Raw genomic sequence first — 23,709 nt, 5'->3', positions numbered from 1 at the left:
TATGAGATTTGAGACCTTCATCGCATTCCGCTACCTGTTCGCACTGCGAAAGCAGTCGTTCATATCCGTCATATCGCTGTTCGCGGTCTGCGGGGTGGCCATCGGCGTTGGCGCGCTGATCGTGGTCATCGGGGTGATGAACGGTTTTTCCACGGACCTCCGCGATAAAATCCTGGGCGTCAACGCCCACATCCTGGTCACGTCCCTGAGGGGCGGCATGGAGGACTACCGGGAGCTGGCGGAAGAGGCGAAAAAAGTACCAGGCGTCATCGGGGTGACGCCTTTCGTCTATTCTGAGGTCATGCTTTCCACCCGTTCCGGGGTCAAGGGCGTGGTTCTTCGGGGCATCGACCCGACCACATCGGACTCCGTGGTCAGCCTGTCCAAGGACCTGATCAGCGGAGACATCCGGCGGCTCAAGGACACGGAAGGGGAGCTTCCCGGCATCGTGATCGGTTCCGAGCTGGCCAAGCGGCTGGGCTTGACCGAAGGATCGCTGGTGAATCTGCTGTCGCCCTCGGGCCGGTCGAGTTCCGCCGGGTTCACGCCCAAGATACGCCGGTTCATGGTGGTGGGCGTTTTCCGCACCGGCATGTTCGAATACGATTCGTCGCTGGGCTACGTGTCCATCCCGGCGGCCAGGACGCTTCTCGGATTCAAGGGGGACGTGGTCTCCGGCCTGGAAATCAGCGTGGACGACGTCTACAACGTGGAGGCCATCACCAAGGACCTGCGCGAGCGGATCGAATCGTTCACGGTCTACGTCCGGCACTGGCAGGAGATGAATGCCAATCTTTTCGCAGCCTTGAAACTTGAAAAGTCGGCCATGTTCATCATTCTGGCCATGATCGTGCTGGTGGGGTCCTTCAGCATTGTCACGACCTTGGTCATGCTGGTAATACAAAAGACCAAGGACATTGCGGTACTTATGTCTCTCGGGGCCGAGGTGCGGTCCATCAGGCGCATATTCATGCTGCAGGGGACGCTCATCGGCCTGGCCGGTACGGTCATCGGGTATTGCATCGGGGTGCCGGTCAGCCTGTTGTTGAAAAAGTATCAGTTCATCAAGCTGCCGAGCAACGTCTACCCCGTGGACTATCTGCCCGTACGGCTGGAGGCTTTTGACCTGATTTCGATCGGTATGGCCGCATTTTTATTGTGTTTCCTGGCGACGATCTACCCGGCTCGCAGGGCGGCATCCCTCAGTCCCAGCGAGGCCTTGCGTTATGAGTAACGAGGCTATATACAAATTGGTTGCCGTCAGTAAGCAGTTCGAGGGCCCGACGGAGCCGGTGCAAGTGCTCCGCAGAGTCGATCTGGAAATCGCGCGGGGAGAGGCACTGGCCATCCTGGGCGCCTCCGGATCGGGCAAGACCACCTTGCTGCACATGCTCGGGACATTGGACCGGGCAACGGAAGGAAAGATGTTCCTGAACGGTGTCGAACTGGGCACCTTGGGAGACAGGCAACGGGCGTTAATCAGGAACCGGGACATCGGCTTTGTTTTTCAGTTCCATCACCTGCTGCCGGAATTTTCGACTTTGGAAAACGTGGCCATGCCGGCGTTCATCGCCGGGATGGGACGGGCCAAAGGTATGCAACTTGCACAGGAAGCTCTTGATGTTGTTGGGCTTTCGCATCGGCGTGACCACAAGGTGACCACGCTTTCCGGCGGAGAGAGACAGCGTGCCGCCATCGCCCGCGCCGTCCTGCTCAAGCCCAAGGTTTTGCTGGCCGACGAGCCCACGGGCAACCTGGATGAAGAAAACGGAACCCGAATCGGTGAGTTGTTGATGACATTGAACGAAGAATTAGGCATGACATTTGTTGTGGTTACACATAATCCGGAACTTGCTGGCATGACGCATCGACGTGTTGAATTGCGTTCAGGAGAACTCTATGCTCAATAATCCCGCTCGCTCCCTTGCGACCTGCGTGATTGCACTCTTGTTGTTGACGGTTCCCACCCTGGTTCGGGCCGCCGACAATCTCAACCAGGACGTCTCCATCGCGGTCCTCCCTTTCGAGGTCAATGCCGGCGATGATTTGACATATTTGAAGGACAGCCTTCCGGAACTGCTGTCCGACAGACTGCGCGAGGCCGGTTTCACGGTCATAGATGCCGCCGTTGTCAGCGACGCCCTGGGCGGCGCAACTCCAGCCAACCTGAATCCGGAGTCCGCCCGCGGGGTGGCCAAACGCGCCGGTGCCGAGTTTGCCGTGTACGGCTCCCTGAACCAGATCGGCGACAGCCTGACTCTCGATGCCAGCCTGGTCGATGCACTGGCCTCGGGTGCGGGCAAACGCATTTCCGTTTCCAAGGAAGGCCTCATCAACCTGCTGCCCGCCGTGGATTCCCTGGTGGACCGCATGCGCATGGACCTGCTCAGGCAGGACGTTGTCGCGGAAATCGATGTGGCCGGCACCCAGGTCCTGGACAAGGAAGTCGTCCTCATGCGCATGACCCTGCAGAAGGGCGACATCCTGACCGCCAGGACCCTCAATACGGCACTTAAGAATGTATATGATCTCGGATATTTCGACGATGTTCAGGTAGAGGTGGCAGACGTCGAGGACGGCAAGAAGGTCATCTTCAACGTCAAGGAAAAGCCCCGCATCCAGGCGGTGAGCGTCCGTGGTTCCGACGAGATCGATGCCGAGGATATCATTGAAGCCGTCTCCACCAAGAAGGGCGGCGTGGTCAACCCGAAGGTGCTGTCCGACGATATCCGCGTCATTCGCGAGATGTACCGCAAGGAAGGCCACTACAAGGCCAAGGTCACTCACGAGGTGGCGGATGACGGCAACGGCGTCGCCCGCTTGACGTTCGTCATTGATGAGGGGCCGGAGCTGTATATCGAAAACGTCATCATCGACGGTGCCGAGCAGATGGATCCGGACGACGTCAAGGATGTCCTGGCCCTCAAGGAGCGAGGCTTCCTGTCCTGGATCGACAATACCGGCGTCCTCAAGGAGGAGCTGCTCGAACGAGACGCGGCCGCGATCATGGCTTTTTACCAGAGCAAGGGGTTCCTGACCGCCAAGGTCGGTCGTCCCGAGATCGATATCAAGGACGACGGCATCGACGTCATCTACAAGGTTTGGGAAGGCGATCGGTACAAGATGGGAGAGACCCTTTTCAAGGGCGATCTCATTGATGAGCCCGCCAAACTCCTGGAAGTGACCTCCATCGATGCGCTCAACGAGGACGACGAGTACTTCGATCGGACCATGCTCAGGGGCGACATCGAGTCCCTGACCAACCATTACAATAACTATGGGTATGCCTACGCCGACGTGGGCGTGAAGCTGCAGGACAACCCCGAGACCAAAATCGTGGATGTCGTCTACAACATCGAAAAGCATCAGCGGGTCCACATCCGTCGTGTCCTGATCGAGGGCAACACCCGTACGCGCGACAACGTCATCATGCGCGAAATGCGGTTGGCCGACGGTGACCGGTTCCACGGCGACAAACTGCAGCGCTCCCATCGGCGTCTTTCCAACCTCGACTACTTCGAAAAGGTCGACATTTCGCCCGTTCCCACCGGCAATCCCGAGGAAATGGATCTGGTCGTCAAGGTCAAGGACAAGTCCACCGGTTCCATCAGCGGCGGTGTCGGCTTCTCCACCTACGACGGCGTGTTCTTCGGCGGCACCATCAAGGAGACCAACCTGTTCGGTCGCGGCTACACCGTAGGCTTCGAAGGTCAGATCGGCGGATCAAGCACCTTGTTCACGACCTACTTCACCAATCCGCGCATCAACGACACGGATCTCGGCTTCGGCGTGACCTTGCATAAGACTGACAAGGAATACAGCCAGTACGACATTTCCTCGACCGGCGGCAATCTGAACTTCTTCTATCCCATCGGCGAATATACCACGATCAAATGGGGATATGGACTGGAGTTCTATTCCATTTACGACGTTGACAGCGACGCATCCGAAGAGGTCAAGGATGATGAAGGCGATCACACCGCCTCCACCTTGAACGGGACCATCTCCCGTGATACGCGTGACAAGTTCATGGGCACCACGGACGGCACGTTGACTACTTTGAAGATGACGTACGGCGGCGGCGCTATCGGTGGAACTGACCATTTCGTCAAGTATATCGGTTCGTTCGACTGGTATACTCCGGTGTTTGAAAAGGTCATTTTCCACTCCAAGTTCTGGGCGGGCTACGTCCATGAGAACTTGAACAACGATGAAATCCCGACCGCACAGCGGTTCGAGCTCGGTGGCGTCGGCTCCGTGCGCGGTTACGACAACTACGCCATCGTCCCCACCGAGAGTGGTTCATCCTCGTCCACCATCGGCGGCAACAAGGCGTTTTATACCAACCTTGAGTTGAAGCGGCCCATCAGCGAGGAACTCGGCATCACCGCACTGGTCTTCTTCGATGCAGGTAACTCTTGGCAGGAAGACGAGATGTTGTTCGATTCCGTTACTCGGTATGGAGAGGAGCCGTCTCTCGGTCTGTACAAGAGTGTGGGCGCCGGATTGAACTGGTACTCCCCCATGGGACCGGTCGGCTTCGTGTACGGCTATGCGCTGGATGAACTGGACAATTCGAGCCGGCACAAGGTCGAACTGATTATGGGTAAGCCCTTCTAAAACGATGAATTCAAGATTCAAGGAGAATACAATGAAAAAGATTTGTTTACTGGCTGTGTGTTTCGTCTTTCTTTTCCAGGCCGTGGCTTTTGCCGAGACCAAGATCGCGGTTTTCGACCTGCAGAAGATGATTACGCAGTCCCAGTACGGCCAGGAACTGAAGGCGAAAATGGACGCCAAGTTTCAGGCTCGCGATAAGCAACTCTTGAAGGAACGCGAAGCCATCGCCAACCTGAAGAAACAGATTGAAAGCAAGGCCTTTGACGAAAAGACCATGCAGGACAAGGTCATGGAACTTCGCCGTCGTGGGCGTGATTGGAATGAAGATGTCAACGTGTACCAGAAGGCCCTCAAGGCCGAACAGGCCAAGTTGGTAACTCCGATTTCCCCTGTCGCCGAAAAGGTGATCAAGGAGTTTTGTGTTTCCAACGGCTACACCGTGCTGTTTGACAAAAAAACTCCCGGGCTGTCCTTCATCGCCGATGGACTTGATGTCACAGATCAACTGGTCAAGGCCCTGAACAAGGCGAAACAGGCCGGAAAATAGTTGCATGAGCATAAAATTGTCCGCCCTGGCCGAGGAGCTCGGGCTAGAGTACACTGGTGCGGATATTGAAATTTCCGGGGTCAACACCCTGGACAAGGCGGGACCTGACGAGATTTCCTTTCTCGTGAACCCGAAATATCAGCAACAGCTGGAAACCACCAAGGCCGGATGTGTCCTCACATCCGGCCCTTATGCCGAAAGGGTTCGATCTGCCCTGGTCAGCACCAACGTCTATATGGACCTGGCAAAGATCATCAACCTCTTTGCCAAGCCTCAGGGTTGCCTGACCGGTGTCAGTGAGCTCGCGTTCATCCATCCCGATGCTTCGGTTGACGGGACGGCCACGGTTTATCCCTTTGCCTTCATCGGCGAGGGAGCTGAGATCGGCTCCAATACGGTGCTTTTCCCCGGCGTGTACGTGGGGGAGGGAACCCGTGTCGGCGCCAACTGCATCCTGTATCCCAACGTGGTCGTCATGGGCGGCCTCTCATTGGGCGACAACGTCATCCTTCAGCCCGGCGCAGTGCTGGGCGGTGACGGGTTCGGGTTTGCGCAGACTCCGGCCGGCCACATGAAGATCCCCCAGATCGGGACGGTGGCGGTGGAGGACGACGTGGAAATCGGTGCCAACTCGGCCATTGACCGCGCCGCTCTTGACACCACCCGCATCAAGCGCGGCACCAAGATCGACAACCTGGTCCAGATCGGCCACAACGTCGAGATCGGCGAGCATTGCCTGATCGTCGGCCTGGTGGGTATCGGCGGCAGCACCGTCGTGGGCAACGGCGTCATCCTGGCCGGACAGGCAGGGGTGGCGGACAATACCCGCATCGGCGACGGCGTGATAGTCGGCGGGCAGTGTGGTGTGTCCGGCAAGCTGGAGCCCGGCGTCAAGGTGTCCGGAACTCCGGCCATGCCGTACGCGACTTTCCTCAAGGCGGCCGGTGTGTGCGTGCCCAAGTTGCCGGATATGTTTAAGCGTCTGAAAAAGCTTGAAATGGAACTGGAATCCATGAAGAAGGCAGTTGGAGAAGACAATGAGTAACGAGTTCAATCTCGATATCAAAAAGATAATGGAGATGCTGCCGCATCGCTACCCGTTCCTCCTGGTGGACCGGGTGCTGGAACTCGAGCCCGGCGTGCGGCTCAAGGCCATGAAGAACGTGACCATGAATGAGAACTTCTTCCAGGGGCATTTCCCCGGACTTCCGGTCATGCCCGGCGTGTTGCAGCTCGAAGCCCTGGCCCAGACCGGCGGCATATTCGTCATGAATTCCGTCGAAGAGGAACTCGGCGACAAGGTGTTCCTCTTCACCGGCATCAACAAGGTCAAGTTCCGCAAGCCGGTCGTGCCCGGCGATCAACTGATCCTGAACGTGTATTATGAGAAGAACAAGATGAATATATGGAAGATGCGCGGCGTGGCCGAGGTGGACGGTGTTGTCGTCTGCCAGGGCGAGTTTTCCGCAGCCGTCGCCAACAAAGGGGATATGTAATGGCCAGCGACATTCATCCGAGTGCGGTCATCGACTCCACGGCCGAGCTTGGCGCGGACGTGCGGATCGGTCCCTATGTCGTCATCGGCGCGGACACCAAAATCGGTGACCGGACCCAGCTGGAATCCCATTGCGTCATCCGTTCCAACACGCAAATGGGCGCCGACAACCACGTGCATCCGCATGCCGTGGTGGGCGGCGAACCGCAGCATCTCGCCTACAAGGGCGAGAAGACCTTCACCCGCATCGGCGACGGGAACATTATCCGCGAGTGCGTGACCATCCATCGCGGCACCATCCAGGGCGAGGGCGAGACCGTGATCGGCTCCCACTGCATGTTCATGGCCTATTCCCACATCGCCCATGACTGCATCGTCGGCGACAACGTGATCATGGCGAACGCAGTCCAGTTGGCCGGGCACGTGCAGGTGGGCCGCAACGTGATCATTTCCGGCCTTTCCGCCGTGCAGCAGTTCATCCGTATCGGCGAGTACGCCTTTCTCGGCGGTGCCAGCGGGTACAAGCTGGACGTGCCTCCGTTCATGCTGGCCCACGGGGTGCGCGGCGCATTGTATGGCCCCAACCTCATAGGCCTGCGCCGCAACGGTTTCGAGTCCGCCGACTGCAAGGCCCTGAAAAAGGCCTACAAGATTATTTTCCGATCCGGCCTGACCAAGGAAAAGAGCCTCGCCCAGGTGGAAGAGGAAATCCAGGGAAGCGCCGCCGTGGACCGGCTGGTCGCGTTCATCCGCGAGAGCAAGAACGGCGTGACCCCCGACCACAAACACGGTGGCGACTAGCCGGAAGGTATGCCTGACGCACCGCTGACCATCGGACTCATCGCGGGCGGGAAGCAGTTCCCGGTCCTCGTCGCCCAGGGCGTCAAGTCAAAGGGGCACCGCCTTGTGGTGGCCGGTTTCACCGGCCATACCAATATGGACGTGGTCCCGCTGGCAGACGAGTGGATGGAGCTCAAGTTCGGCAAGCTGAACAAGCTCATCGGCTACCTGAAGTCAAACGGTGTGGACCGCCTGATCATGGCCGGGACCATCGAGAAGCCCAAGGTCATGGATGTCCGCCACCTGGACATGCGCGCCATCAAGCTCATACTCGGCAAGAAGAACAGGGGCGACTCCGCACTGCTCGGCATTCTGGCCGAAGAGTTCGAGAAGGAGGGCATGCCCGTGGTTCCCGCGCACGAATTCCTGCCGGAGTTGTTGACCCCGGATGGCGTCCTGACCCGTCGGGAGCCGGATGAGCGGGAGTGGAAAGACCTCAATTTCGCCTGGACCATGGCCAAGGAACTCGGACGCCTGGACATCGGCCAGTGCGTGGTCGTCAACGAGGGCGTCGTGGCTGCGGTGGAGGCCATCGAAGGGACTGACGAGGCCATCAGGCGGGGCTGTTCGTACGGCGGCAAAGGGTGCGTGGTGGTCAAGGTCTTCAAGCCCGGACAGCAGAAGGAGGTCGATCTCCCCAGCCTCGGCCTGGACACGCTCAGGACCATGGCCGACGGCCAGGCCACCTGCCTTGGCGTTGAAGCGGGCAAGTCCCTGTTCTTCGACCGTGAGGCGGCCCTCGGTTTCGCCGATGCCAATAATATTTCCATTGTCGGTCTTACCGGGGAATCGTTCAGCCTGAAAGGCGACTGACCCGGCTTCCAGACCGCCCTTTTCTTGCCATGGGTGCGGTGTTGTGCCATCCTCCAAGGAGGGACAGGAGATTTTAAGGCATATGAATCTTCAATGTTCTCAATGAATTCTGTCATCCGGGATAATGAATGGATACCTCTCTTGATTGCATGCCGTGCTTCATGAAGATGGCCGTGAACGAGGCAAAGCTCGCCTGCCCGGACGATCCGACCTTGCAGCACGAAATCGTCAAGGCTTGGGGGAGCGAGATCGCATCCCTGGATCTCAATCAGCCGCCGCCTGCCATTGCCCGTCATCTGGCCCGATTGGTCCGACGCATGACCGGGTGCGGCGATCTGTATGCCGCAGACAAGAAAGAGGCCAACGCATGGGTAATGTCCCTTATGCCCGAACTGAGAGAACGGCTGGCCGCTGAAACCGCCGATCCCGAGGGCGACCCGTTGGGGATTGCCCTGGAACTTTCCATCATAGGCAACTACATCGATCGGGGCGTGGAGCTGGAGTTCGACCTGGAAGGGGAGCTCGGAGCCGTGGCCCGTTCCGTTTCTCCCGCCGCCCTGGCCGCGTTCAAACGGCAGGCCGTTTCCGGAGCGATGGTCCTCATTCTTGGCGACAACACCGGCGAGATCGTGCTGGACACCCTGCTGGTGGAAGAGCTCAAGCGCCGCGGGTGCGCCGTGACCTATGCCGTCCGCTCGGTTCCCGTGATCAACGACGCCACCATGGACGACGCCCGGGCCGTGGGCATGACGAATCTGTGTCCGGTGGTTGAAAGCGGCGTCGACACGCCCGGCACGGTGCTGGAGCGGTGCACCCCGGAGTTCCTCGATCGCATGCGCGAGGCCGACGTCATACTGGCCAAGGGACAGGGCAACTTCGAGGCGCTTTCCGGGCGGTGGCCGGGTATTTTTTGCGCTCTCAAGGTCAAATGTCCCCGTGTTGCCGCCGAAACCGGCCTCCAGGTCGGAAGCAGCGCGTTCTGCCATATGAATTCGGACGGAGCCGCCCATGATTAGGAGACTGGTCCTCCTGGGCATCGAGCTGGTCGTGGCGGTCGTGCTGGTGGCCGTGGCCGGTCTTTTCTATGCATCCGACTACATAAACACCCGGGAATTCCGTACCCTGTTTACCGACACCCTCAGCCGGGCAACGGGCCGCGAGGTGCGCCTTGTCGGTGAATTGAACATCAATCTTTGGCCTGAAATCCTGTTCGAAGTGGGCGGTTTGACCATTGGCGAAGATCCTGAACTCGGCACCGAGCCGTTTGCCCGTTTCGAGACCATCCATGTCAATGTTCAGGTCCTGCCGCTGCTCGCCCGTTCGATCATGATCGAATCGGTTTTCGTGGACGGTTTGCAGGTTGCCGTTATTGTTGATGAGAACGGGCGGTTCAATCTGGAATCGCTCATACGGAGCATCCAGGGCAGCGGGGACGGGGCCGCATCGAACGATTGGGCCTTGTCGTTGTCGAACATCGAGATAGCCAACACGAATGTCCTGTTTCAGGACAGGCGGGACGACCGGGAATGGCGGTTGAGCGGCATCTCCCTTCGTACCGGGGATATCAGGGCTGACAGCCCGATCCCGGTTACCGTGGGGAGCGGATTTTCCTCGGAGGAGTTGGGTGTCCGGGCCGACCTCGCCCTGACCGGGCTTGTCGGTTTCAATCCCGATTTATCCGATCTGCGGTTGGACGACGCCACTGTGACGGCCACCGTTCACGGCGACTTTCTGCCCGAGGACGCCGAGCCCGGGGAACTGACCGCGGGCGTGGCTTTTGATTGGGAGCATCGTACGGTCAGCCTGCAGGATTTCCAGGCCCAGCTTCTGGGGCTGCGAGCCGAGGGAAGCATCACGAGCGGCGACCTGCGCGAGAGCCTGAGCGGCCAGGGACATGTAACGGTCCGCCCCTTTGTCCCGGCCTCGCTCATTTCCCGTTTTGCGCCCGAGGTGCCCGTCGACTCGGTGGATGGCCTGAAGAGCAGTGCTTTCGCATCCTTTTTCCGTATTGACGAGACAGGCGTCCGGTTCGAGAAATTGGTGGCCACCCTTGACGACATCACGGTGCGCGGCGATCTGGGCATGAGCGGTTTCGCCACGCCCGTCTTTGATTTTGCGCTGCGTTCCACCACCATCGATCTGGACCGGTATCTTCCGCTTTTCAGGACCGGCACGCCGTTCATCTGGGATGACTTCAACCTGCCGCTGTTCCGGGCGTTCAAGGGGCAGGGGACCGTCCGGTCGGATGGACTGACCCTCCTGGACACGCTTTTATCCGACATCCGCCTGAAGGTGACCGCCGACAAGTCCATCGTCATCGACGCCGGGGCCATCAAGGAAGGCCAGGCCTCGGTGGGCGGCACGGTTGAGGCCGTCATCGGGGCTGACGCGGAAAGCAGCATGCCCACCCTGTCCATGAAGGCGTACATCGACGCTGAATCACAGAAGGACGGTTTCGCCTTCCTGCATGGCGACAAGGCGTCCCTGGGCGGCGTCGGGTCCATCGGGCTTGAATTGACGGTCCCGTCCATGCCGTGCCCTCCGCAGGAGCGGTCCATGAACCTGGTGAACAGGTTGACGGGGACCGTTGAGCTGGCTCTCCTGAACGGGGTCGCCCGCATCAGGGGCACGTCCGGCAAAGGCCGGGAGGTGCCGTATGCCGAGTTCAAGCTGAAGGCGGACATGAGTCCCGGGAACGGTCCGGCACGGTATTGGAATCCGGTCATCGCCGCTTCCCTGCGCATGCAGGGGGGCACGGATGTGGAGAAACTGTCTGTGGACGTGCAGGGGCCTGTCTCCGTGGCCTGGGATGAATCCCATCTGGTCACGACCGGGGCGTCGGTGAACGGCAGCGGTTTCCTGGCCGTACTGCCCGATGGCTCCCGGCGAGTCAATGCTTCGGCCTTGGTCGTCTATGACTCCAAGACGCATACGGTCGGGATCGAAGACGGCTTTCTCCAGGTGCTGGAAACCATCGTCACGGGACGCGGTGTGGTGACCGGCCTGAATGACGAAATTGAAGGAACAGGCGAGTTCGCCATCAGGGACGCTGACCCGAAACGGCTCATATTCCTGCTGACCGGGGAAGATTTTCCCACGGCCGACCCGGAGGCGTTGCATTCGTGGTCCCTTGCGTCCCGGTTTGCGGCCGACAAGGAAGGGTTCACCCTGAACAATGCCGTGGCGGACATAGACGGCATGGCGGTCACCGGCCAGGTGGTCGGCAACGGGTACGACAACCCCATGCTTTCCTTTTCCCTCAACGGCGGGCGACTGGATATCGACCGCTATCTGCCGCCCAAACCCGAGCGGACGCTGGAGGAGCGGCGCACGCAGAAATATGTGAAGGCCCCGCCGGTCAAGCTGCCCCTGAAATTTTTGGGCGCATTGCGCCTCAACGGCAAGGCCGCGCTTGAGGAGTTGAAGCTGGCCAAGATTCGGTCGCAGGGCGTGACCGGCGACATCAAGGCCGAAAACGGACAGATTCACGTTTCCAAGGTCCAGGGCGTCACCTATGAAGGGGCGTTGACGGCCGACTGGAACGGCCAGATCAACAGGGAATTCCTGACCACCCGGCTTCAGCTTCACGTGGAGGACATGCAGGCCGGACCGCTGACCAGAGACCTGGGCGGCAAGGAGTACGTGCGCGGCCAGACGGATGTGGATATGGACCTTGTCAGTCAGGGAGCCACGGACGACGACATCCTCGAGAACCTCAACGGCAAGGTTGACGTCCGTGTCACCAACGGGTCGTTCAAGTTCTCCGGGTTTCCCAAGGAAGGCGAGATCGCGCCCGGGACGATGAGCAAGCTGGAGATCGACAAGATGGAGCAGCGGGCCAGGTCCCGGACGGTTTTCCAGAAGGCCGTCGGCGACTTCACCGTGAAGAACGGCGTGTTCACGGCGGACAAGTTCCGCGTGGAAGCACCGCCCGTGCTCCAGTCCTACGGCAAGGGCGGTTTCAGCCTGCCGGACAATACCATCGACCTGTCCATCCAGAACGATTTCGTGGTCGTGCCGAGCGTCACCCTGGTGCTTTCCGGCCGGTTGACCGACCCCGAGGTGAGCATTCCCACCGGCGACATCCTCAACGATACGGTCGTCAACATCCTGAGCATTCCCAAAAAATCCTTCGACTTCCTGCGGGACCTCTTTACCCCCTGATCGTTTCTTGCGGGTGGGGAGTGAAAATGTGTATGTATGTTCCGTCCCTGAAACGTACCGACGGCCGCAACGCCCGGAGATGACATGACCTCGTTCGATCGCGCCTCCCGACAGGTAAAAACCCATTTCAGCGAAGGCATCTGGGTGCGCAATACCGTGGACACCCCGATCTACATTCGGCTCTGGCGCAGCACATGGCGTCTGCTCTATCTGGTGGGATTCGGTTTCGCCTCCAACCAGACCATCATCAGGGCGGCGGCTCTGACCTTCACCACCATCCTGTCCATCGTGCCGTTCCTGGCCGTGGCCTTTTCCATTTCCAAGGGATTCGGCCTGCAGAATACGGAATTCATCCGCACACTCATCCTCAAGCTGACCACCGGTCGGGTGGAGGTGGCGGACAAGATCATCGAATACATCGACCGTACCAACGTACAGGCCCTGGGATGGGTCGGCGTCGCCACGCTGCTGTTTACCGTGTTTTCCCTGGTCGGCACCACGGAAAAGGCCTTCAACACCATCTGGAACGTGCGCAAGGGGCGGTCTCCCTGGCGCAAGGTGGCGGACTTCTTCCCGGTCATCCTGATCTGTCCGCTGGTGCTGATCATAGCGTCCAGCTTCAACATCAGCCTGCAGCAGCAGGAGATGGTGTCCGGCCTGCTCAGCGTCGAGGCCATCGGGTTCCTGGAGTCGGTGTTCCTGAAGCTGACGCCCTATGTACTCATCACCCTGGCGTTCATGTTCATGTATGCCTTCATACCCTACGCCAAGGTAAACCTGTCGGCGGCCCTCATCGGCGGCGTTGTCGGCGGCGTGCTGTGGCAGATGGCCCAGTGGCTGTACATCAACTGGCAGATCGGCGCGGCCAAGTACAACGCCATCTACGGCAGCTTCGCCCAGTTGCCGTTGCTGCTCATCTGGATATACATCAGCTGGGTCATCGTCCTGTTCGGTTCCCAGGTCAGCTATGCCTGGCAGAACATCAATTCCTTCACCAAGCAACGGTATTTCGGCCAGGCTACGCCCTATGAGCGGCAGAAGCTTGCCGTGCTCATGATGATCATTCTGGCCAAGCGGTTTCGGGACGGTTCCCCTCTGCCTTCGGTGCAGGAATATTCAGACGGCTTGATGGCCCCGGCTCCCTTGGTCACCAGCCTGTTCTGCCTGCTGCAGCGTGCCGGATACGTGGTCCTGACGGACGCGGTCGGGCAGGAGGTCTATGCTCCGGCCCGCGCCCTGGATCAGGTCCGGGTGCTGGACATCGTCAAGGTGGTCAACATGGAGGGCGTGCTCCGTGTCTACGAGGAGTTTTCGCAGAAGTTCGGCTTCCTGGACAACATGTTCGGGGAACTTGGGAAGATAACCGAGTCGAGCGAAGTCAACCGTACCCTGCTCGAATGCGTGGACACCTACTCCGTGGACGTACTGACCGTCGCGCCCAAGGACGCGCCGGTCTGCTCTGCCTGATTCCTATCCGACAAAGTAGGCGGCTTCATAGCGCGCCTTGAGATCGGCGAAGGTCCCGTCCTCGATGCTCGCCCGAACCTGCTTCATGAGGTTCAGGTAGAAGTACAGGTTGTGGTAGGTGTTCAGCCTGTATGAGAGCAGCTCCTTGGCCTGGTACAGGTGGCGCAGGTACGCCTTGGTGAAATTGCGGCAGGTATAGCAGTCGCACTCGGGATCGAGGGGCGAGTCGTCTTCGGCAAACTCGGCGCGCTTGATGTTCACCTTGCCCTGGGAGGTGAACAGGGTGCCGTTTCGCGCGTTGCGCGAAGGCAGCACGCAGTCGAACATGTCCACGCCTGCGGAAACGCCTTCCAGGATGTCCAGCGGCGTGCCCACACCCATGAGGTAACGCGGCTTTTCTCCCGGCATGAGCGGGGTGATGTGATGGAGGATGTCGTACATCTCCTCGGTGGATTCGCCCACGGACAATCCGCCGATGGCGAATCCCTCGAAGTCGATTTCCCGCAACTGCTCCAGGCTCCGTTCGCGCAGGTCCTTGTGGAACCCGCCCTGGACGATGCCGAACATGAGCTGGTCGCCGGAACCCCTGGGGTAGTGGTCGCGGCACCGTTTGGCCCAGCGGGTGGTCATCTCCAGGGATTTTTCCGTATATTTGCGGTCGTTGCCGTAACCCACGCATTCGTCGAGCACCATCATGATGTCCGAGCCCAGGTTCTTCTGGATGTCGATGGCCTTTTCCGGCGAGAAGAAATGCTTGGAGCCGTCGATGTAGGAGCGGAACTCCACGCCTTCCTCGCTGAGTTTGCGGATGCCTTCCAGGCTGAAGACCTGGAATCCGCCGGAATCGGTCAGGATGGGCCGCTTCCAGTTCGCGAACTTGTGCAGTCCACCGCGCCGGGCCACCAGATCGTCGCCGGGGCGCAGGTAGAGGTGATAGGTGTTGCCCAGGATGATCTGGGCGTCCATTTCTTCCAAATCCAGCGGGGTGAGGCTTTTGACCGTGCCCTGGGTGCCGACCGGCATGAAGATGGGCGTCTGGATGTCGCCGTGGGCCGTGGTCAATGTGGCGCGCCGCGCCTGGCCGTCGGTGGTGTGAACGGTGAAGTCGCCGGGTCGGGTCATTATTTGACTCCCTTTTTGGGGCAGATGTCGTTGAGTTCGCAAATATCGCACTTGGGCTTGCGGGCCGGGCAGACCTCGCGTCCGAAGAAAACCAGGTAGTGATTGATGTCGCCCCATTGTTCGCGGGGGTAGAGCGGCATCAGGTCCTTCTCGATCTGCACGGGATCGGTCTTGGCGGTCAGGCCCATGCGGAAGGCAAGCCGTTTCACGTGGGTGTCCACGGCAATGCCCTCGTTGATGCCGAACGCGTTGGCCAGGACGATGGAGGCGGTCTTGCGGGCCACGCCGCCCAGAGTGATCAGTTCGGCCATGGAGCGGGGCACTTCGCCGGAATACACTTCCATGATCCGGGTGGCGGCCGCCTTGATGTTCCTGGCCTTGTTGCGGAAGAAACCCGTGGACCGGACAACCTCTTCCACCTCCATCACGTCGGCCCCGGCCGCGTCGGCGATGGTCGGCCACTTTTCAAAGAAGATCGGGGTGACCTTGTTCACCCGTTCGTCCGTACACTGGGCGGACAGGGCGGTGGCCACCAGCAGTTGCCACGGGTCGGACCAGTGCAGGGCGGGCTCGGGCTCGGGATACCGCCTGGAGAGTCGGGCGTGGATTTCGGTTGCTCGTTCTGTCTTTTTCATGGTGCCTCCGTGGCAGAAGGTGTTAGCACCTGCCATTTCGCGGCTCAAGTGTCAAATTATTGCGCCTGTCGCCAAAGCATGTATCATCCGGATAACAGACCAAGGAGTGAACATGGCCGAATCATTCGTCTACATCACCTGCGAGTCCCCACGGCAGGCCGAGGAGATCGGCGCGGCCCTGGTGGAGCAGCGACTGGCGGCCTGCGCCAATATCCTGCCGGGCATGCGGTCCGTATATCGGTGGCAGGGCAAGGTGGAGCGTGCCGAGGAAACAGTGCTCATAGCCAAGACCCGGGACGATCTGGTCGCGCGCCTGACCGATGCGGTCAAGTCCATGCACAGCTACGAGGTGCCGTGCGTGGTGGCCGTGCCCATCACCGGCGGCAATCCGGATTTCCTTGATTGGATCAGGACCGAGGCAAGCGGCGCGGACCGTTGACATGGACCGGTCCCCGCACGTACCTTGCCGACAACACAACGCCACTCAAGGAGTATTCATGCAGATTTACATTACCGGGTCTCTGGCCTTTGACCGCATCATGTCCTTCCCGGAGAAATTCTCCGATCACATACTGCCCGACAAGATTCACATTCTGAACGTTTCTTTCGTTGTCGACGGCCTGTTCGAGCGGTTCGGCGGCACGGCTGGAAACATAGCCTACAACCTGTCCCTGCTGGGCGAGAAGTCCGTCATCCTCAGTCAGGTCGGCAAGGATTTCGGCCTGTACGATGAACGGCTGCAGCATTACGGCCTTTCCGTGGAAGGCATCCGGACCGTTGAACAGGAATTCACGGCCGGCTGCTACATCACCACGGACAAGGCCGACAACCAGATCAACGGCTTCAACCCCGGCGCCATGAAGTACCCCTGCCAATACGACATGACCAGGATCGATTCGGCAGAAGCCATCGGCATCATCTCTCCCGGCAACATCAACGACATGGTTGATCACCCCAGGTACTACCGCGAAAAGGGCATCCCCTACATCTTTGATCCGGGCCAGCAGATTCCGGCGCTCGGCGGCGAGAAGCTCAGGGACGCCATCGTCGGGGCCGAAATCCTGATCGTCAACGACTACGAGTTGGAGATGGTCATGAAATCCACAGGCATGTCCCAGGAAGATATCCTCGACAACGTGGCGTACCTCATTACGACGCTGGGCGAGAAGGGGTCGGTCGTCAGCACCCGCGACGAGGAGACCTCCATCGGCGTTTGCCCGGCAGAGGCCGTGGTCGACCCGACCGGCGCCGGTGACGCCTATCGTTCCGGCCTGCTCAAGGGATTATCCATGGGCAAGACGGTCGTCGAGGCCTGCAAGCTCGGAGCCGTGTGCGCCACCTATGCGGTCGAGAAGACCGGCACACAGGAGCACAGCTTCACCCTGGAGGAATTCACCAGGCGTTACGAGGGCGTTTTCGGCCCCATGGAATAATCCGCACGACCGGTTAACCGGGGAGGGCGTCATGATCAAGTTGAAGATCGAAGCCGTGGAAGCGTATCTCAAACGTGCATTCGGTGATGACGCCCGTTTGCTCAAGGCCGGGGATATCGGAAACCTCGACGAGCAGGGGATGAAGAGCTTCGGCTACGGCAAGCCCCTGCTCCTGCGGTTCGAGGTCGGCGGCGAGGTCCGGGAGGCCGTGCTGTCCATCATGAAGGGGGACAAGTACGGCCACCAGTTCTACTGGGACCGGGGGGCGATCCTCATGTTCCAGTATGAGACCTCGGCGCGCATGGAGCGCCACGTCCGCCCCCTTGGCCTTGGATACGTCAATGCATCCGACGTCCTGATCCCGGTGGAGGAGCCCGAGGAATTCTTCATCCTTAACGAGAAGCTGGAAGGGCACGACTATTTCCTGGACCTGGAACGCATCAAGAGCGACGGGCTGCGGGATGCGGACGTCGATACCGCCCGCGAGTTCGCCCGGTGGCTGGGCCGGGTCCATTCGGTCAAACTCGACGATCCGCACCTCTACTACCGCCACATCCGCAACCTGCTCGGTTCCAGCGAGTGCATCCTCGGGCTGGTGGACGAGGCCTTTCCGCCCGCCTATTCCTTCTTTAACGACGACCGGTTCAAGGCGCTGGAAAAACGGCTCATCGACTGGCGTTGGAAGCTGAAGGGCTATACCCACCGGCTGAGCGCGGTGCACGGCGACTTCCACCCGTGGAATGTGCTGGTCACGGACGACGGCGACTTCTCGGTGCTCGACCGGAGCCGGGGGGAGTGGGGTGAGCCGGGCGGCGACCTGGCGACCATGGCCATCAACTACCTGCTGTGGAGCCTGTACGGACATGACCGGCTCAACGGTCCGTTCAAGACTCTCTACAACGCGTACTTCGAGGAGTATTTCGCCGTCACGGGCGACACGGAAGTGCTGGAGGTCATGGCTCCGTTCTTCGTGTTCCGCGGGTTGGTCATTGCCTCGCCGGAATGGTATCCGGATCACCCCGAACAGGTCAGGCGGCGTCTGTTCAACCTCCTGTCCAATGTGCTCGAGGACGACGTCTTCGACTGGGCGAACATCAACAAGTACCTGGAGTAGGCCGTGGACGGATCACGCCAACCATGGGCAGTCTGGGTGGTTGGGTTGCCCGGCAGCGGCAAGTCGACCCTGGCGCAGGGCATTCATGCCCGGCTGGCCGGGCAGGGCACGGAGGCCGCCCTGCTCGAGATGGACGCGCGCCGAAAAAGCTATTTCCCGAATCCCGCCTACACCCCGGAGGAAAGGGAATCCGCCTACAGGATGTTCGTGGACGAAGCCGCGGAACTCGTCGCCCAGGGCAACAACGTGATTATGGACGGTTCGGCCTACAAGGTCTCCATGCGGCGCTATGCTCGTCACCGCATCGAACGGTTTGCGGAGATATTCATCAAATGCGATCTCCCCGAGGCCGTCCGGCGGGAGTCGGCCCGGCCCGGGGGCAAGGTCATGGCCGGGCTCTACGAAAAGGCCCTGCGGCGCAAGGAGACCGGGGAGCCGGTCAGGGGCTTGGGCGACGTCATCGGCGTGGACGTAACCTTCGAGATCGACGAGGACGCCGAGTTCGTGATTGACAACACCCGTCTTTCCCGTGAAGAGGCCCTGGGAAAAATAATGCACTTTCTGGACACCTGGCTCGCCCGTGCTTAACTGGCTGGTACAGGTATAAACACAAACGCAAGCCCGCTATGCTGCCGGGCGGGAACCATACATGAAATTTCACATCACCACCTTCGGGTGCCAGATGAACGTCCACGATTCCCAGTGGCTGACCGCCGCCCTCGAGAGCCGGGGCTGGGAAGCTGCGGGCGAGGACGACGCCCAGGTCTACATCCTGAACACGTGCAGCGTGCGCGACAAGCCGGAGCAGAAGGTCTACAGCGAGCTGGGACGGGTGGCCGCCCACCTGAAACGGGACGAGAACGTCTTTGCCGCCGTGGGCGGGTGTGTCGCCCAGCAGGTGGGCGAGGGCTTTTTCGACCGTTTCCCCCATGTCAAGCTGGTGTTCGGTTCCGACGGTATCGCCGGTGCGCCCAACGCCCTGGAGCGCATCGCCCGGGGCAGGGACGACCGGGTGGCCCTGCTGGACTTCATGCCCAAGTTCGCCGAGCGCGAGCAGCCCGAAAAGGTGTCCGCCCTGGTGCCGGAGACCCGCCAGGCCTTTGTCAACATCATGCAGGGGTGCGACAACTTCTGCGCCTACTGCATCGTACCCTACACGCGGGGTCGCCAGAAATCCCGCCACCCCGAGGCTATTCTGGAAGAGTGCCGCATGCTGGCTGGAAACGGCGTGCGCGAGATCACGCTGCTCGGCCAGAACGTCAACAGCTTCGGCCTGGACAAGGGCGGGGCGGGAGTGACCTTTGCCGGCCTGCTCACGTCCGTGGCGGCCATCGACGGGGTCGACAGGCTGCGCTTCACCACTTCCCATCCCAAGGATATCGCGCCCGAGGTCATTGCGGCCTTCGGCGAGCTGGAAAATTTGTGCCCGTCCCTGCACCTGCCCATGCAGGCCGGGTCGGACAAGGTACTCAAGGCCATGCGCCGCCGGTACGACATCGAGCGATATCTTGCCATCGTGGACGGACTGCGCTCGGCCAGGCCGGACATCTCCCTGACCACGGATCTCATCGTGGGCTTCCCCGGCGAGACCGAGGAGGACTTCAGGCAGACGCTGGACATGGTGGAGCGGGTCGGCTTCGAATCGAGCTTTTCCTTCAAGTATTCCGACCGGCCCGGCGTGGCCGCAGTGAACATGGAGCCCAAGGTGGACCCGGAAGAGGCTGCCGAGCGCTTGCTGCGCTTGCAGACTCTGCAAAATAATATTACTAGAAAATGTCTAAAAAAAATGGTGGGCGTGCAAACCGATGTTCTCATGGAGGGGCTGAGCCGCATGCAGGACGGCCCCCTGGCTTCCTGGAAGGGGCGAGACCCGGCCGGACGCATCGTCAACGTCCCCATGGAGTTTGAGGCCGGGCTGGCGGGCATGCTGGTGCCCGTGAAGATCATGGAGGCCAAGAAACATTCCCTGAACGGGGAAAGGACGGGCGAGCCGTGGTAAAGGTGGAGATCTTCGGAATGGCCCTGGACGAGAAGGGCAAGTCGCCCATCATCGTGCTCAAGGACGAAGGCGATACCCGTGTCCTGCCCATCTGGATCGGGGCCATGGAGGCCATGTCCATTTCCATGGCCATCAACAAGGTGGAATTCCATCGGCCCATGACCCATGACCTGCTCTTGAACGTCATCAAGCACCTGGGCGGCACCGTCAACCGCGTGGAGATCACGGATATCGAGAACGGAACGTTCTACGCCGAGATCGTGGTGGAGACGGAGAAGGAGACCCGGCGTATCGACAGCCGTCCATCCGATGCCGTCGCCCTGGCCGTGCGTGCGGAATGCCCCATCTTCGCGGGGGAAGACGTCCTTGACCAGGCGGGCGCGCCGTTCCCGGAACACGCCGAAACAGTCCTGACGACCGAAAATTCTGACAAGTGGTTGGAAGAGTTGGATAAACTCTCCGAAGACGAAATCAAATACAAGATGTAGGACCACCATGATCGATCTGCATACCCATACGATTTTCAGCGACGGAGTCCTGATCCCGGCGGAACTCGCCCGCAGGGCCGAGGTTATCGGCTACAAGGCGCTCTGCATGACGGACCATGCGGACGAGGCTACCCTGTACCACATCCTGGAGAACGTGCGCCGGTTCGTGGACAAGCACGGTCATTTCTTCGACCTTACGCTCATGGCCGGGGTCGAATTGACCCATGTGCCGCCCGCGCTCATCGGCGAGATGACCGAGGCGGCCCGCAAGGCGGGAGCACAGATCGTCGTCGTGCACGGTGAGACCCCCGTGGAGCCGGTTGCTCCCGGAACCAACCTGGCGGCCATCGAAGCGGGTGTGGACGTTCTGGCGCATCCCGGCATGATCACCGACGAGGAGGTCAAGCTCGCCGTGGAGAAGGGGGTGGCCATCGAGATCACCACCCGGAGAGGGCACAGCCTGACCAACGGCCATGTGGCTGCCATGGCCCGCAAGCATGGCGCCAGGCTTGTCATCAACAACGACGCCCACGCGCCCGGCGATCTGGTGAGCAGGGAACTTCGGGAAAAGGTCGGCCTGGGTGCCGGACTGACCAAGGAAGAGTATCGCCGGACCGAGGCCAACGCATGGGAGATCGTTCAGCGATGCATGAAATAGATTGTTTCATGATCGTGATCACAACGGGATGAAAACAAGGTGAAATCGGAAAGCCGCGGCGCGCTTGGTCACGGCTTTTTTTGCACGAAGCGCGGGTCCCGGAAGACCTACGATAAACAGGAACAGGTGATATCATGAATTTTCTGCCCGAGAGCGACATTCTTTCCCTGCTGATGGGAGCGACCCTGGCCGTGAAGCTGGTGATGCTTTTCCTGGCCTGCATGTCCCTGTGGAGTTGGACCATCATTTTCTTCAAGTTTTTCTCCATCGGCTCGGCCCGCAAGAAGGTCATGGCAGGGTATGAGGCGTTCATGGACGCCGGGGACCTGACCAGCGGCCTCAAGGGGCTGGGCGACAAGGAAAATTCCCCGCTGTCCAGGGTGTCCTCCCTGGCCGTGAAGGAATTCCGGCTGCTGGAGAAGGCGGACGTCAACCGCGAGCGCAAACGCCTTCTGGTCAAGGACACGCTTCGGCGGGTGCTCAAGCAGGGCATCTCCAAGGAGATGCGCGTGCTGACCCGCAACCTGCCGTTTCTGGCCACCTGCGCCAACGCGGCCCCGTTCATCGGCCTGTTCGGCACGGTCTGGGGCATCATGCACTCCTTCCACTCCATCGGCCTGGCCCAGAGCGCGGCCCTGGCCACGGTGGCGCCGGGCATCTCCGAGGCGCTCATCGCCACGGCCATCGGGTTGCTGGTCGCCATCCCGGCCACCATTTTCTACAACTATTTCCTGGGCAAGCTGAACGAGGTGGAGTCCGGCATGGTGGACTTCGCGGGCGCGTTCCTGAACCGCGCCGAGCGCGAGATCGCCTGGGCCTCCAAGGGGGACTGATCCATGGCGACCGCATGCATTGAGGTTGTTCAGAGTGGTTCGAGTGCAAGGCGACAGCCGTCAAGCTGCCGCAGGCGTAGCAGCGCTACGTCGAGGACAGCTTTGCGGCTGGCAACGCAGCAATCGGGCCGCTATGGGCAGCCGGGGGAGTACTGATCCATGGCCATAAAAACCGGCGGCGGCTTCCTCAACGAAATCAACGTCACGCCTTTCGTGGACGTGATGCTGGTGTTGCTGATCATCTTCATGGTCACGGCCCCGCTCATGACCCAGGGCGTGGAGGTGGATCTGCCCACCACGCGGACGGTCAAGAACCTGCCCCAGGATTCCGAGCATCTGATCCTGTCGGTGAAGAAGGACGGCACCCTGTTCCTGGACGAATACCAGGTGGGGCTGGACGAGCTGCAGACCCACCTCAAGCAGTTGGTGGCCAAGCAGAAGAAGCAGCTGTTCCTGCGCGCCGACAAGGAGGTCGCCTACGGCACGGTGGTCCGCGTCATGGGCGAAATCAAGTCTGCGGGCATCGACCGGCTCGGCATCGTGGCCGAGCAGGAAAAGGACAAGAAGAAGTAGTCCATCCGTAAGGATAACGGCATATTTATGCGGCAAAGCCTGGGTTTTTTCCTCTCTCTCACCTTTCACGTCGGACTGGGCGTGCTGGCCGTGTACGGCCTGCCCTACACTGGCGTGAACGTCGATCTCGACGTGCCCGTGTACACGGTGGACCTCGTGTCCCTCGCCCCGCCGCCTCCCGGACCTCCCGTGGAAGTGCAGGCCAAGCCCGAACCGGCTCCGGAAACAGCGGAAGTGCCCGTGGTCGAGGCCAAGCCGGAACCGGCGGTGGAAGTGCCCCAGGCACCGGTGGTGGAGGCTAAGCCCGAGCCCAAGCCGGAAGAGATCAGCCCCAAGAAGGTCGAGAAGAAGGTCGTCAAGAAGAAGGAAGAGAAACCCAAGCCCGAGCCCGAGCCGAAACCCAAGCCAAAACCCAAGAAGACCGCCCGGCAGCTCTTGGAAGAAGGCATGGCGGCGGCCAAGGCGGAAACAAAGCGCCAGGAGGCCAAGCAGGCCAAGAAACTGGCTTCCGAACTGGCTGCTCTCAAAAAGCGTGAGGGCGACGAAGTGTATGCCCACGGCGGACAGCCGGGCGGCGTCGAGGGCGGTGTGGAAGGCGGTCACGTGGGCGGTACCGGCTCCGGTCTGTCCGAAGTCTACGCGCTCATCGTTGGGGCCGCCATCAAGAAGAATTGGCGGTATCCCAGTTTTGCCGGTGAATCGAACCTGTTGGCCTCCGTCGAGATCATCCTGGACGCTGACGGCAATATCCTGTCATCCAAAATCATTGATTCATCCGGCAACCCCGAATTTGACAATTCCGCCCTTCGGGCTATCAAGGAAACCGAGTATGTGGAGAGACCGCGCACCGAGCGCGACCGGACTCTCCGGATCAATTTCAACAGCCAGGAACTCGCAGAGTAGGTGAT

Annotated in this window: 23 protein-coding genes; 21 read left to right on the top strand and 2 right to left on the bottom strand. The window is 60.3% G+C overall.

Going from position 1 to position 23,709, the window contains the following annotated elements:
* Position 1 precedes the first annotated feature (1 nt).
* From OO730_RS01960 to OO730_RS01910, 11 genes are all read left to right on the top strand, one after another.
* Entirely contained in the window at positions 2-1,234 is a 1,233-nt protein-coding gene (locus OO730_RS01960; RefSeq protein ID WP_264982901.1) for a lipoprotein-releasing ABC transporter permease subunit, read from the top strand.
* Complete coding sequence (locus OO730_RS01955) at positions 1,227-1,910, top strand: ABC transporter ATP-binding protein (protein WP_264982900.1); 684 nt, start codon at positions 1,227-1,229, stop codon at positions 1,908-1,910. Before OO730_RS01960 ends, OO730_RS01955 begins: the two co-directional genes overlap by 8 nt.
* Positions 1,900-4,620 carry an outer membrane protein assembly factor BamA gene (bamA, locus tag OO730_RS01950; protein ID WP_264982899.1) on the top strand — a complete coding sequence of 907 codons (2,721 nt, stop codon included), beginning with the start codon at positions 1,900-1,902 and terminating at the stop codon, positions 4,618-4,620. Before OO730_RS01955 ends, bamA begins: the two co-directional genes overlap by 11 nt.
* A 31-nt stretch (positions 4,621-4,651) precedes the next feature.
* Positions 4,652-5,167: an OmpH family outer membrane protein gene (locus tag OO730_RS01945; protein ID WP_264982898.1), complete on the top strand. Its 516-nt coding sequence runs from the start codon at positions 4,652-4,654 to the stop codon at positions 5,165-5,167.
* 4 nt (positions 5,168-5,171) lie between these two features.
* A complete protein-coding gene (lpxD, locus tag OO730_RS01940) occupies positions 5,172-6,212 on the top strand; it encodes a UDP-3-O-(3-hydroxymyristoyl)glucosamine N-acyltransferase (protein ID WP_264982897.1) in 1,041 nt (346 codons plus the stop codon).
* Positions 6,205-6,663 carry a 3-hydroxyacyl-ACP dehydratase FabZ gene (gene fabZ, locus OO730_RS01935; RefSeq protein WP_264982896.1) on the top strand — a complete coding sequence of 153 codons (459 nt, stop codon included), beginning with the start codon at positions 6,205-6,207 and terminating at the stop codon, positions 6,661-6,663. The genes lpxD and fabZ overlap by 8 nt, the downstream gene beginning before the upstream one ends.
* Positions 6,663-7,463, top strand: a complete 801-nt coding sequence (gene lpxA / locus OO730_RS01930) for an acyl-ACP--UDP-N-acetylglucosamine O-acyltransferase (RefSeq protein ID WP_264982895.1) — start codon at positions 6,663-6,665, stop codon at positions 7,461-7,463. Before fabZ ends, lpxA begins: the two co-directional genes overlap by 1 nt.
* Positions 7,464-7,472: 9 nt before the next feature.
* Complete coding sequence (locus OO730_RS01925; RefSeq protein ID WP_264982894.1) at positions 7,473-8,315, top strand: LpxI family protein; 843 nt, start codon at positions 7,473-7,475, stop codon at positions 8,313-8,315.
* 128 nt (positions 8,316-8,443) lie between these two features.
* Entirely contained in the window at positions 8,444-9,331 is an 888-nt protein-coding gene (locus OO730_RS01920; protein WP_264982893.1) for a damage-control phosphatase ARMT1 family protein, read from the top strand.
* Positions 9,324-12,479: an AsmA family protein gene (locus tag OO730_RS01915; RefSeq protein ID WP_264982892.1), complete on the top strand. Its 3,156-nt coding sequence runs from the start codon at positions 9,324-9,326 to the stop codon at positions 12,477-12,479. The genes OO730_RS01920 and OO730_RS01915 overlap by 8 nt, the downstream gene beginning before the upstream one ends.
* 84 nt (positions 12,480-12,563) lie before the next feature.
* Positions 12,564-13,946, top strand: coding sequence for a YihY/virulence factor BrkB family protein (locus tag OO730_RS01910; protein WP_264982891.1), 1,383 nt, complete (start codon positions 12,564-12,566; stop codon positions 13,944-13,946).
* A gap of 3 nt (positions 13,947-13,949) precedes the next feature.
* Here OO730_RS01910 and tgt read toward each other — a convergent pair whose 3' ends face one another.
* Positions 13,950-15,068 carry a tRNA guanosine(34) transglycosylase Tgt gene (tgt, locus tag OO730_RS01905; protein WP_264982890.1) on the bottom strand — a complete coding sequence of 373 codons (1,119 nt, stop codon included), beginning with the start codon at positions 15,066-15,068 and terminating at the stop codon, positions 13,950-13,952.
* Entirely contained in the window at positions 15,068-15,703 is a 636-nt protein-coding gene (gene nth, locus OO730_RS01900; RefSeq protein ID WP_264982889.1) for an endonuclease III, read from the bottom strand. Before nth ends, tgt begins: the two co-directional genes overlap by 1 nt.
* A 112-nt stretch (positions 15,704-15,815) precedes the next feature.
* Between nth and cutA the strand changes: the two genes are divergently transcribed.
* The 10 genes from cutA (at position 15,816) to OO730_RS01850 (ending at position 23,704) form a co-directional block, all read left to right on the top strand.
* Positions 15,816-16,142 carry a divalent-cation tolerance protein CutA gene (gene cutA / locus OO730_RS01895; RefSeq protein WP_264982888.1) on the top strand — a complete coding sequence of 109 codons (327 nt, stop codon included), beginning with the start codon at positions 15,816-15,818 and terminating at the stop codon, positions 16,140-16,142.
* A 58-nt stretch (positions 16,143-16,200) separates the two neighbouring features.
* Positions 16,201-17,136 (top strand): carbohydrate kinase family protein, encoded by a 936-nt coding sequence (locus OO730_RS01890; protein WP_264982887.1) that lies wholly within the window; start codon positions 16,201-16,203, stop codon positions 17,134-17,136.
* Between the two features lie 31 nt (positions 17,137-17,167).
* Positions 17,168-18,250 carry a phosphotransferase family protein gene (locus OO730_RS01885; protein WP_264982886.1) on the top strand — a complete coding sequence of 361 codons (1,083 nt, stop codon included), beginning with the start codon at positions 17,168-17,170 and terminating at the stop codon, positions 18,248-18,250.
* Between the two features lie 3 nt (positions 18,251-18,253).
* Positions 18,254-18,838 carry an adenylyl-sulfate kinase gene (locus OO730_RS01880; RefSeq protein ID WP_264982885.1) on the top strand — a complete coding sequence of 195 codons (585 nt, stop codon included), beginning with the start codon at positions 18,254-18,256 and terminating at the stop codon, positions 18,836-18,838.
* Between the two features lie 61 nt (positions 18,839-18,899).
* The gene (gene miaB / locus OO730_RS01875) at positions 18,900-20,249 is read left to right on the top strand and encodes a tRNA (N6-isopentenyl adenosine(37)-C2)-methylthiotransferase MiaB (protein WP_264982884.1); all 1,350 of its coding nucleotides are present in this window, start codon (positions 18,900-18,902) and stop codon (positions 20,247-20,249) included.
* Complete coding sequence (locus OO730_RS01870; protein ID WP_264982883.1) at positions 20,243-20,737, top strand: bifunctional nuclease family protein; 495 nt, start codon at positions 20,243-20,245, stop codon at positions 20,735-20,737. Before miaB ends, OO730_RS01870 begins: the two co-directional genes overlap by 7 nt.
* Positions 20,738-20,744: 7 nt before the next feature.
* Positions 20,745-21,395, top strand: coding sequence for a histidinol phosphate phosphatase domain-containing protein (locus OO730_RS01865; RefSeq protein ID WP_264982882.1), 651 nt, complete (start codon positions 20,745-20,747; stop codon positions 21,393-21,395).
* Positions 21,396-21,529: 134 nt separating this feature from the next.
* Positions 21,530-22,228, top strand: a complete 699-nt coding sequence (locus OO730_RS01860; protein ID WP_264981028.1) for a MotA/TolQ/ExbB proton channel family protein — start codon at positions 21,530-21,532, stop codon at positions 22,226-22,228.
* Positions 22,229-22,387: 159 nt separating this feature from the next.
* The gene (gene tolR / locus OO730_RS01855; RefSeq protein WP_264982881.1) at positions 22,388-22,801 is read left to right on the top strand and encodes a protein TolR; all 414 of its coding nucleotides are present in this window, start codon (positions 22,388-22,390) and stop codon (positions 22,799-22,801) included.
* 27 nt (positions 22,802-22,828) lie between these two features.
* The gene (locus tag OO730_RS01850; RefSeq protein WP_264982880.1) at positions 22,829-23,704 is read left to right on the top strand and encodes a TonB family protein; all 876 of its coding nucleotides are present in this window, start codon (positions 22,829-22,831) and stop codon (positions 23,702-23,704) included.
* Positions 23,705-23,709: the final 5 nt, after the last annotated feature.

The organism is Pseudodesulfovibrio portus, from assembly GCF_026000375.1.
GTDB classification, from domain to species: domain Bacteria; phylum Desulfobacterota; class Desulfovibrionia; order Desulfovibrionales; family Desulfovibrionaceae; genus Pseudodesulfovibrio; species Pseudodesulfovibrio portus.
The sequence above is the reverse complement of the archived record's forward strand: the minus strand, read 5'-3'. Positions and strand labels throughout refer to the sequence as shown.

Excerpts from the sequence above, each read along its gene's own strand:
- OO730_RS01960 (WP_264982901.1), top strand. The coding sequence starts at position 2 with ATGAGATTTGAGACCTTCATCGCATTCCGCTACCTGTTCGCACTGCGA.
- OO730_RS01955 (WP_264982900.1), top strand. The coding sequence starts at position 1,227 with ATGAGTAACGAGGCTATATACAAATTGGTTGCCGTCAGTAAGCAGTTC.
- bamA (WP_264982899.1), top strand. The coding sequence starts at position 1,900 with ATGCTCAATAATCCCGCTCGCTCCCTTGCGACCTGCGTGATTGCACTC.
- OO730_RS01945 (WP_264982898.1), top strand. The coding sequence starts at position 4,652 with ATGAAAAAGATTTGTTTACTGGCTGTGTGTTTCGTCTTTCTTTTCCAG.
- lpxD (WP_264982897.1), top strand. The coding sequence starts at position 5,172 with ATGAGCATAAAATTGTCCGCCCTGGCCGAGGAGCTCGGGCTAGAGTAC.
- fabZ (WP_264982896.1), top strand. The coding sequence starts at position 6,205 with ATGAGTAACGAGTTCAATCTCGATATCAAAAAGATAATGGAGATGCTG.
- lpxA (WP_264982895.1), top strand. The coding sequence starts at position 6,663 with ATGGCCAGCGACATTCATCCGAGTGCGGTCATCGACTCCACGGCCGAG.
- OO730_RS01925 (WP_264982894.1), top strand. The coding sequence starts at position 7,473 with ATGCCTGACGCACCGCTGACCATCGGACTCATCGCGGGCGGGAAGCAG.
- OO730_RS01920 (WP_264982893.1), top strand. The coding sequence starts at position 8,444 with ATGGATACCTCTCTTGATTGCATGCCGTGCTTCATGAAGATGGCCGTG.
- OO730_RS01915 (WP_264982892.1), top strand. The coding sequence starts at position 9,324 with ATGATTAGGAGACTGGTCCTCCTGGGCATCGAGCTGGTCGTGGCGGTC.
- OO730_RS01910 (WP_264982891.1), top strand. The coding sequence starts at position 12,564 with ATGACCTCGTTCGATCGCGCCTCCCGACAGGTAAAAACCCATTTCAGC.
- tgt (WP_264982890.1), bottom strand. The coding sequence starts at position 15,068 with ATGACCCGACCCGGCGACTTCACCGTTCACACCACCGACGGCCAGGCG.
- nth (WP_264982889.1), bottom strand. The coding sequence starts at position 15,703 with ATGAAAAAGACAGAACGAGCAACCGAAATCCACGCCCGACTCTCCAGG.
- cutA (WP_264982888.1), top strand. The coding sequence starts at position 15,816 with ATGGCCGAATCATTCGTCTACATCACCTGCGAGTCCCCACGGCAGGCC.
- OO730_RS01890 (WP_264982887.1), top strand. The coding sequence starts at position 16,201 with ATGCAGATTTACATTACCGGGTCTCTGGCCTTTGACCGCATCATGTCC.
- OO730_RS01885 (WP_264982886.1), top strand. The coding sequence starts at position 17,168 with ATGATCAAGTTGAAGATCGAAGCCGTGGAAGCGTATCTCAAACGTGCA.
- miaB (WP_264982884.1), top strand. The coding sequence starts at position 18,900 with ATGAAATTTCACATCACCACCTTCGGGTGCCAGATGAACGTCCACGAT.
- OO730_RS01865 (WP_264982882.1), top strand. The coding sequence starts at position 20,745 with ATGATCGATCTGCATACCCATACGATTTTCAGCGACGGAGTCCTGATC.
- OO730_RS01860 (WP_264981028.1), top strand. The coding sequence starts at position 21,530 with ATGAATTTTCTGCCCGAGAGCGACATTCTTTCCCTGCTGATGGGAGCG.
- tolR (WP_264982881.1), top strand. The coding sequence starts at position 22,388 with ATGGCCATAAAAACCGGCGGCGGCTTCCTCAACGAAATCAACGTCACG.
- OO730_RS01850 (WP_264982880.1), top strand. The coding sequence starts at position 22,829 with ATGCGGCAAAGCCTGGGTTTTTTCCTCTCTCTCACCTTTCACGTCGGA.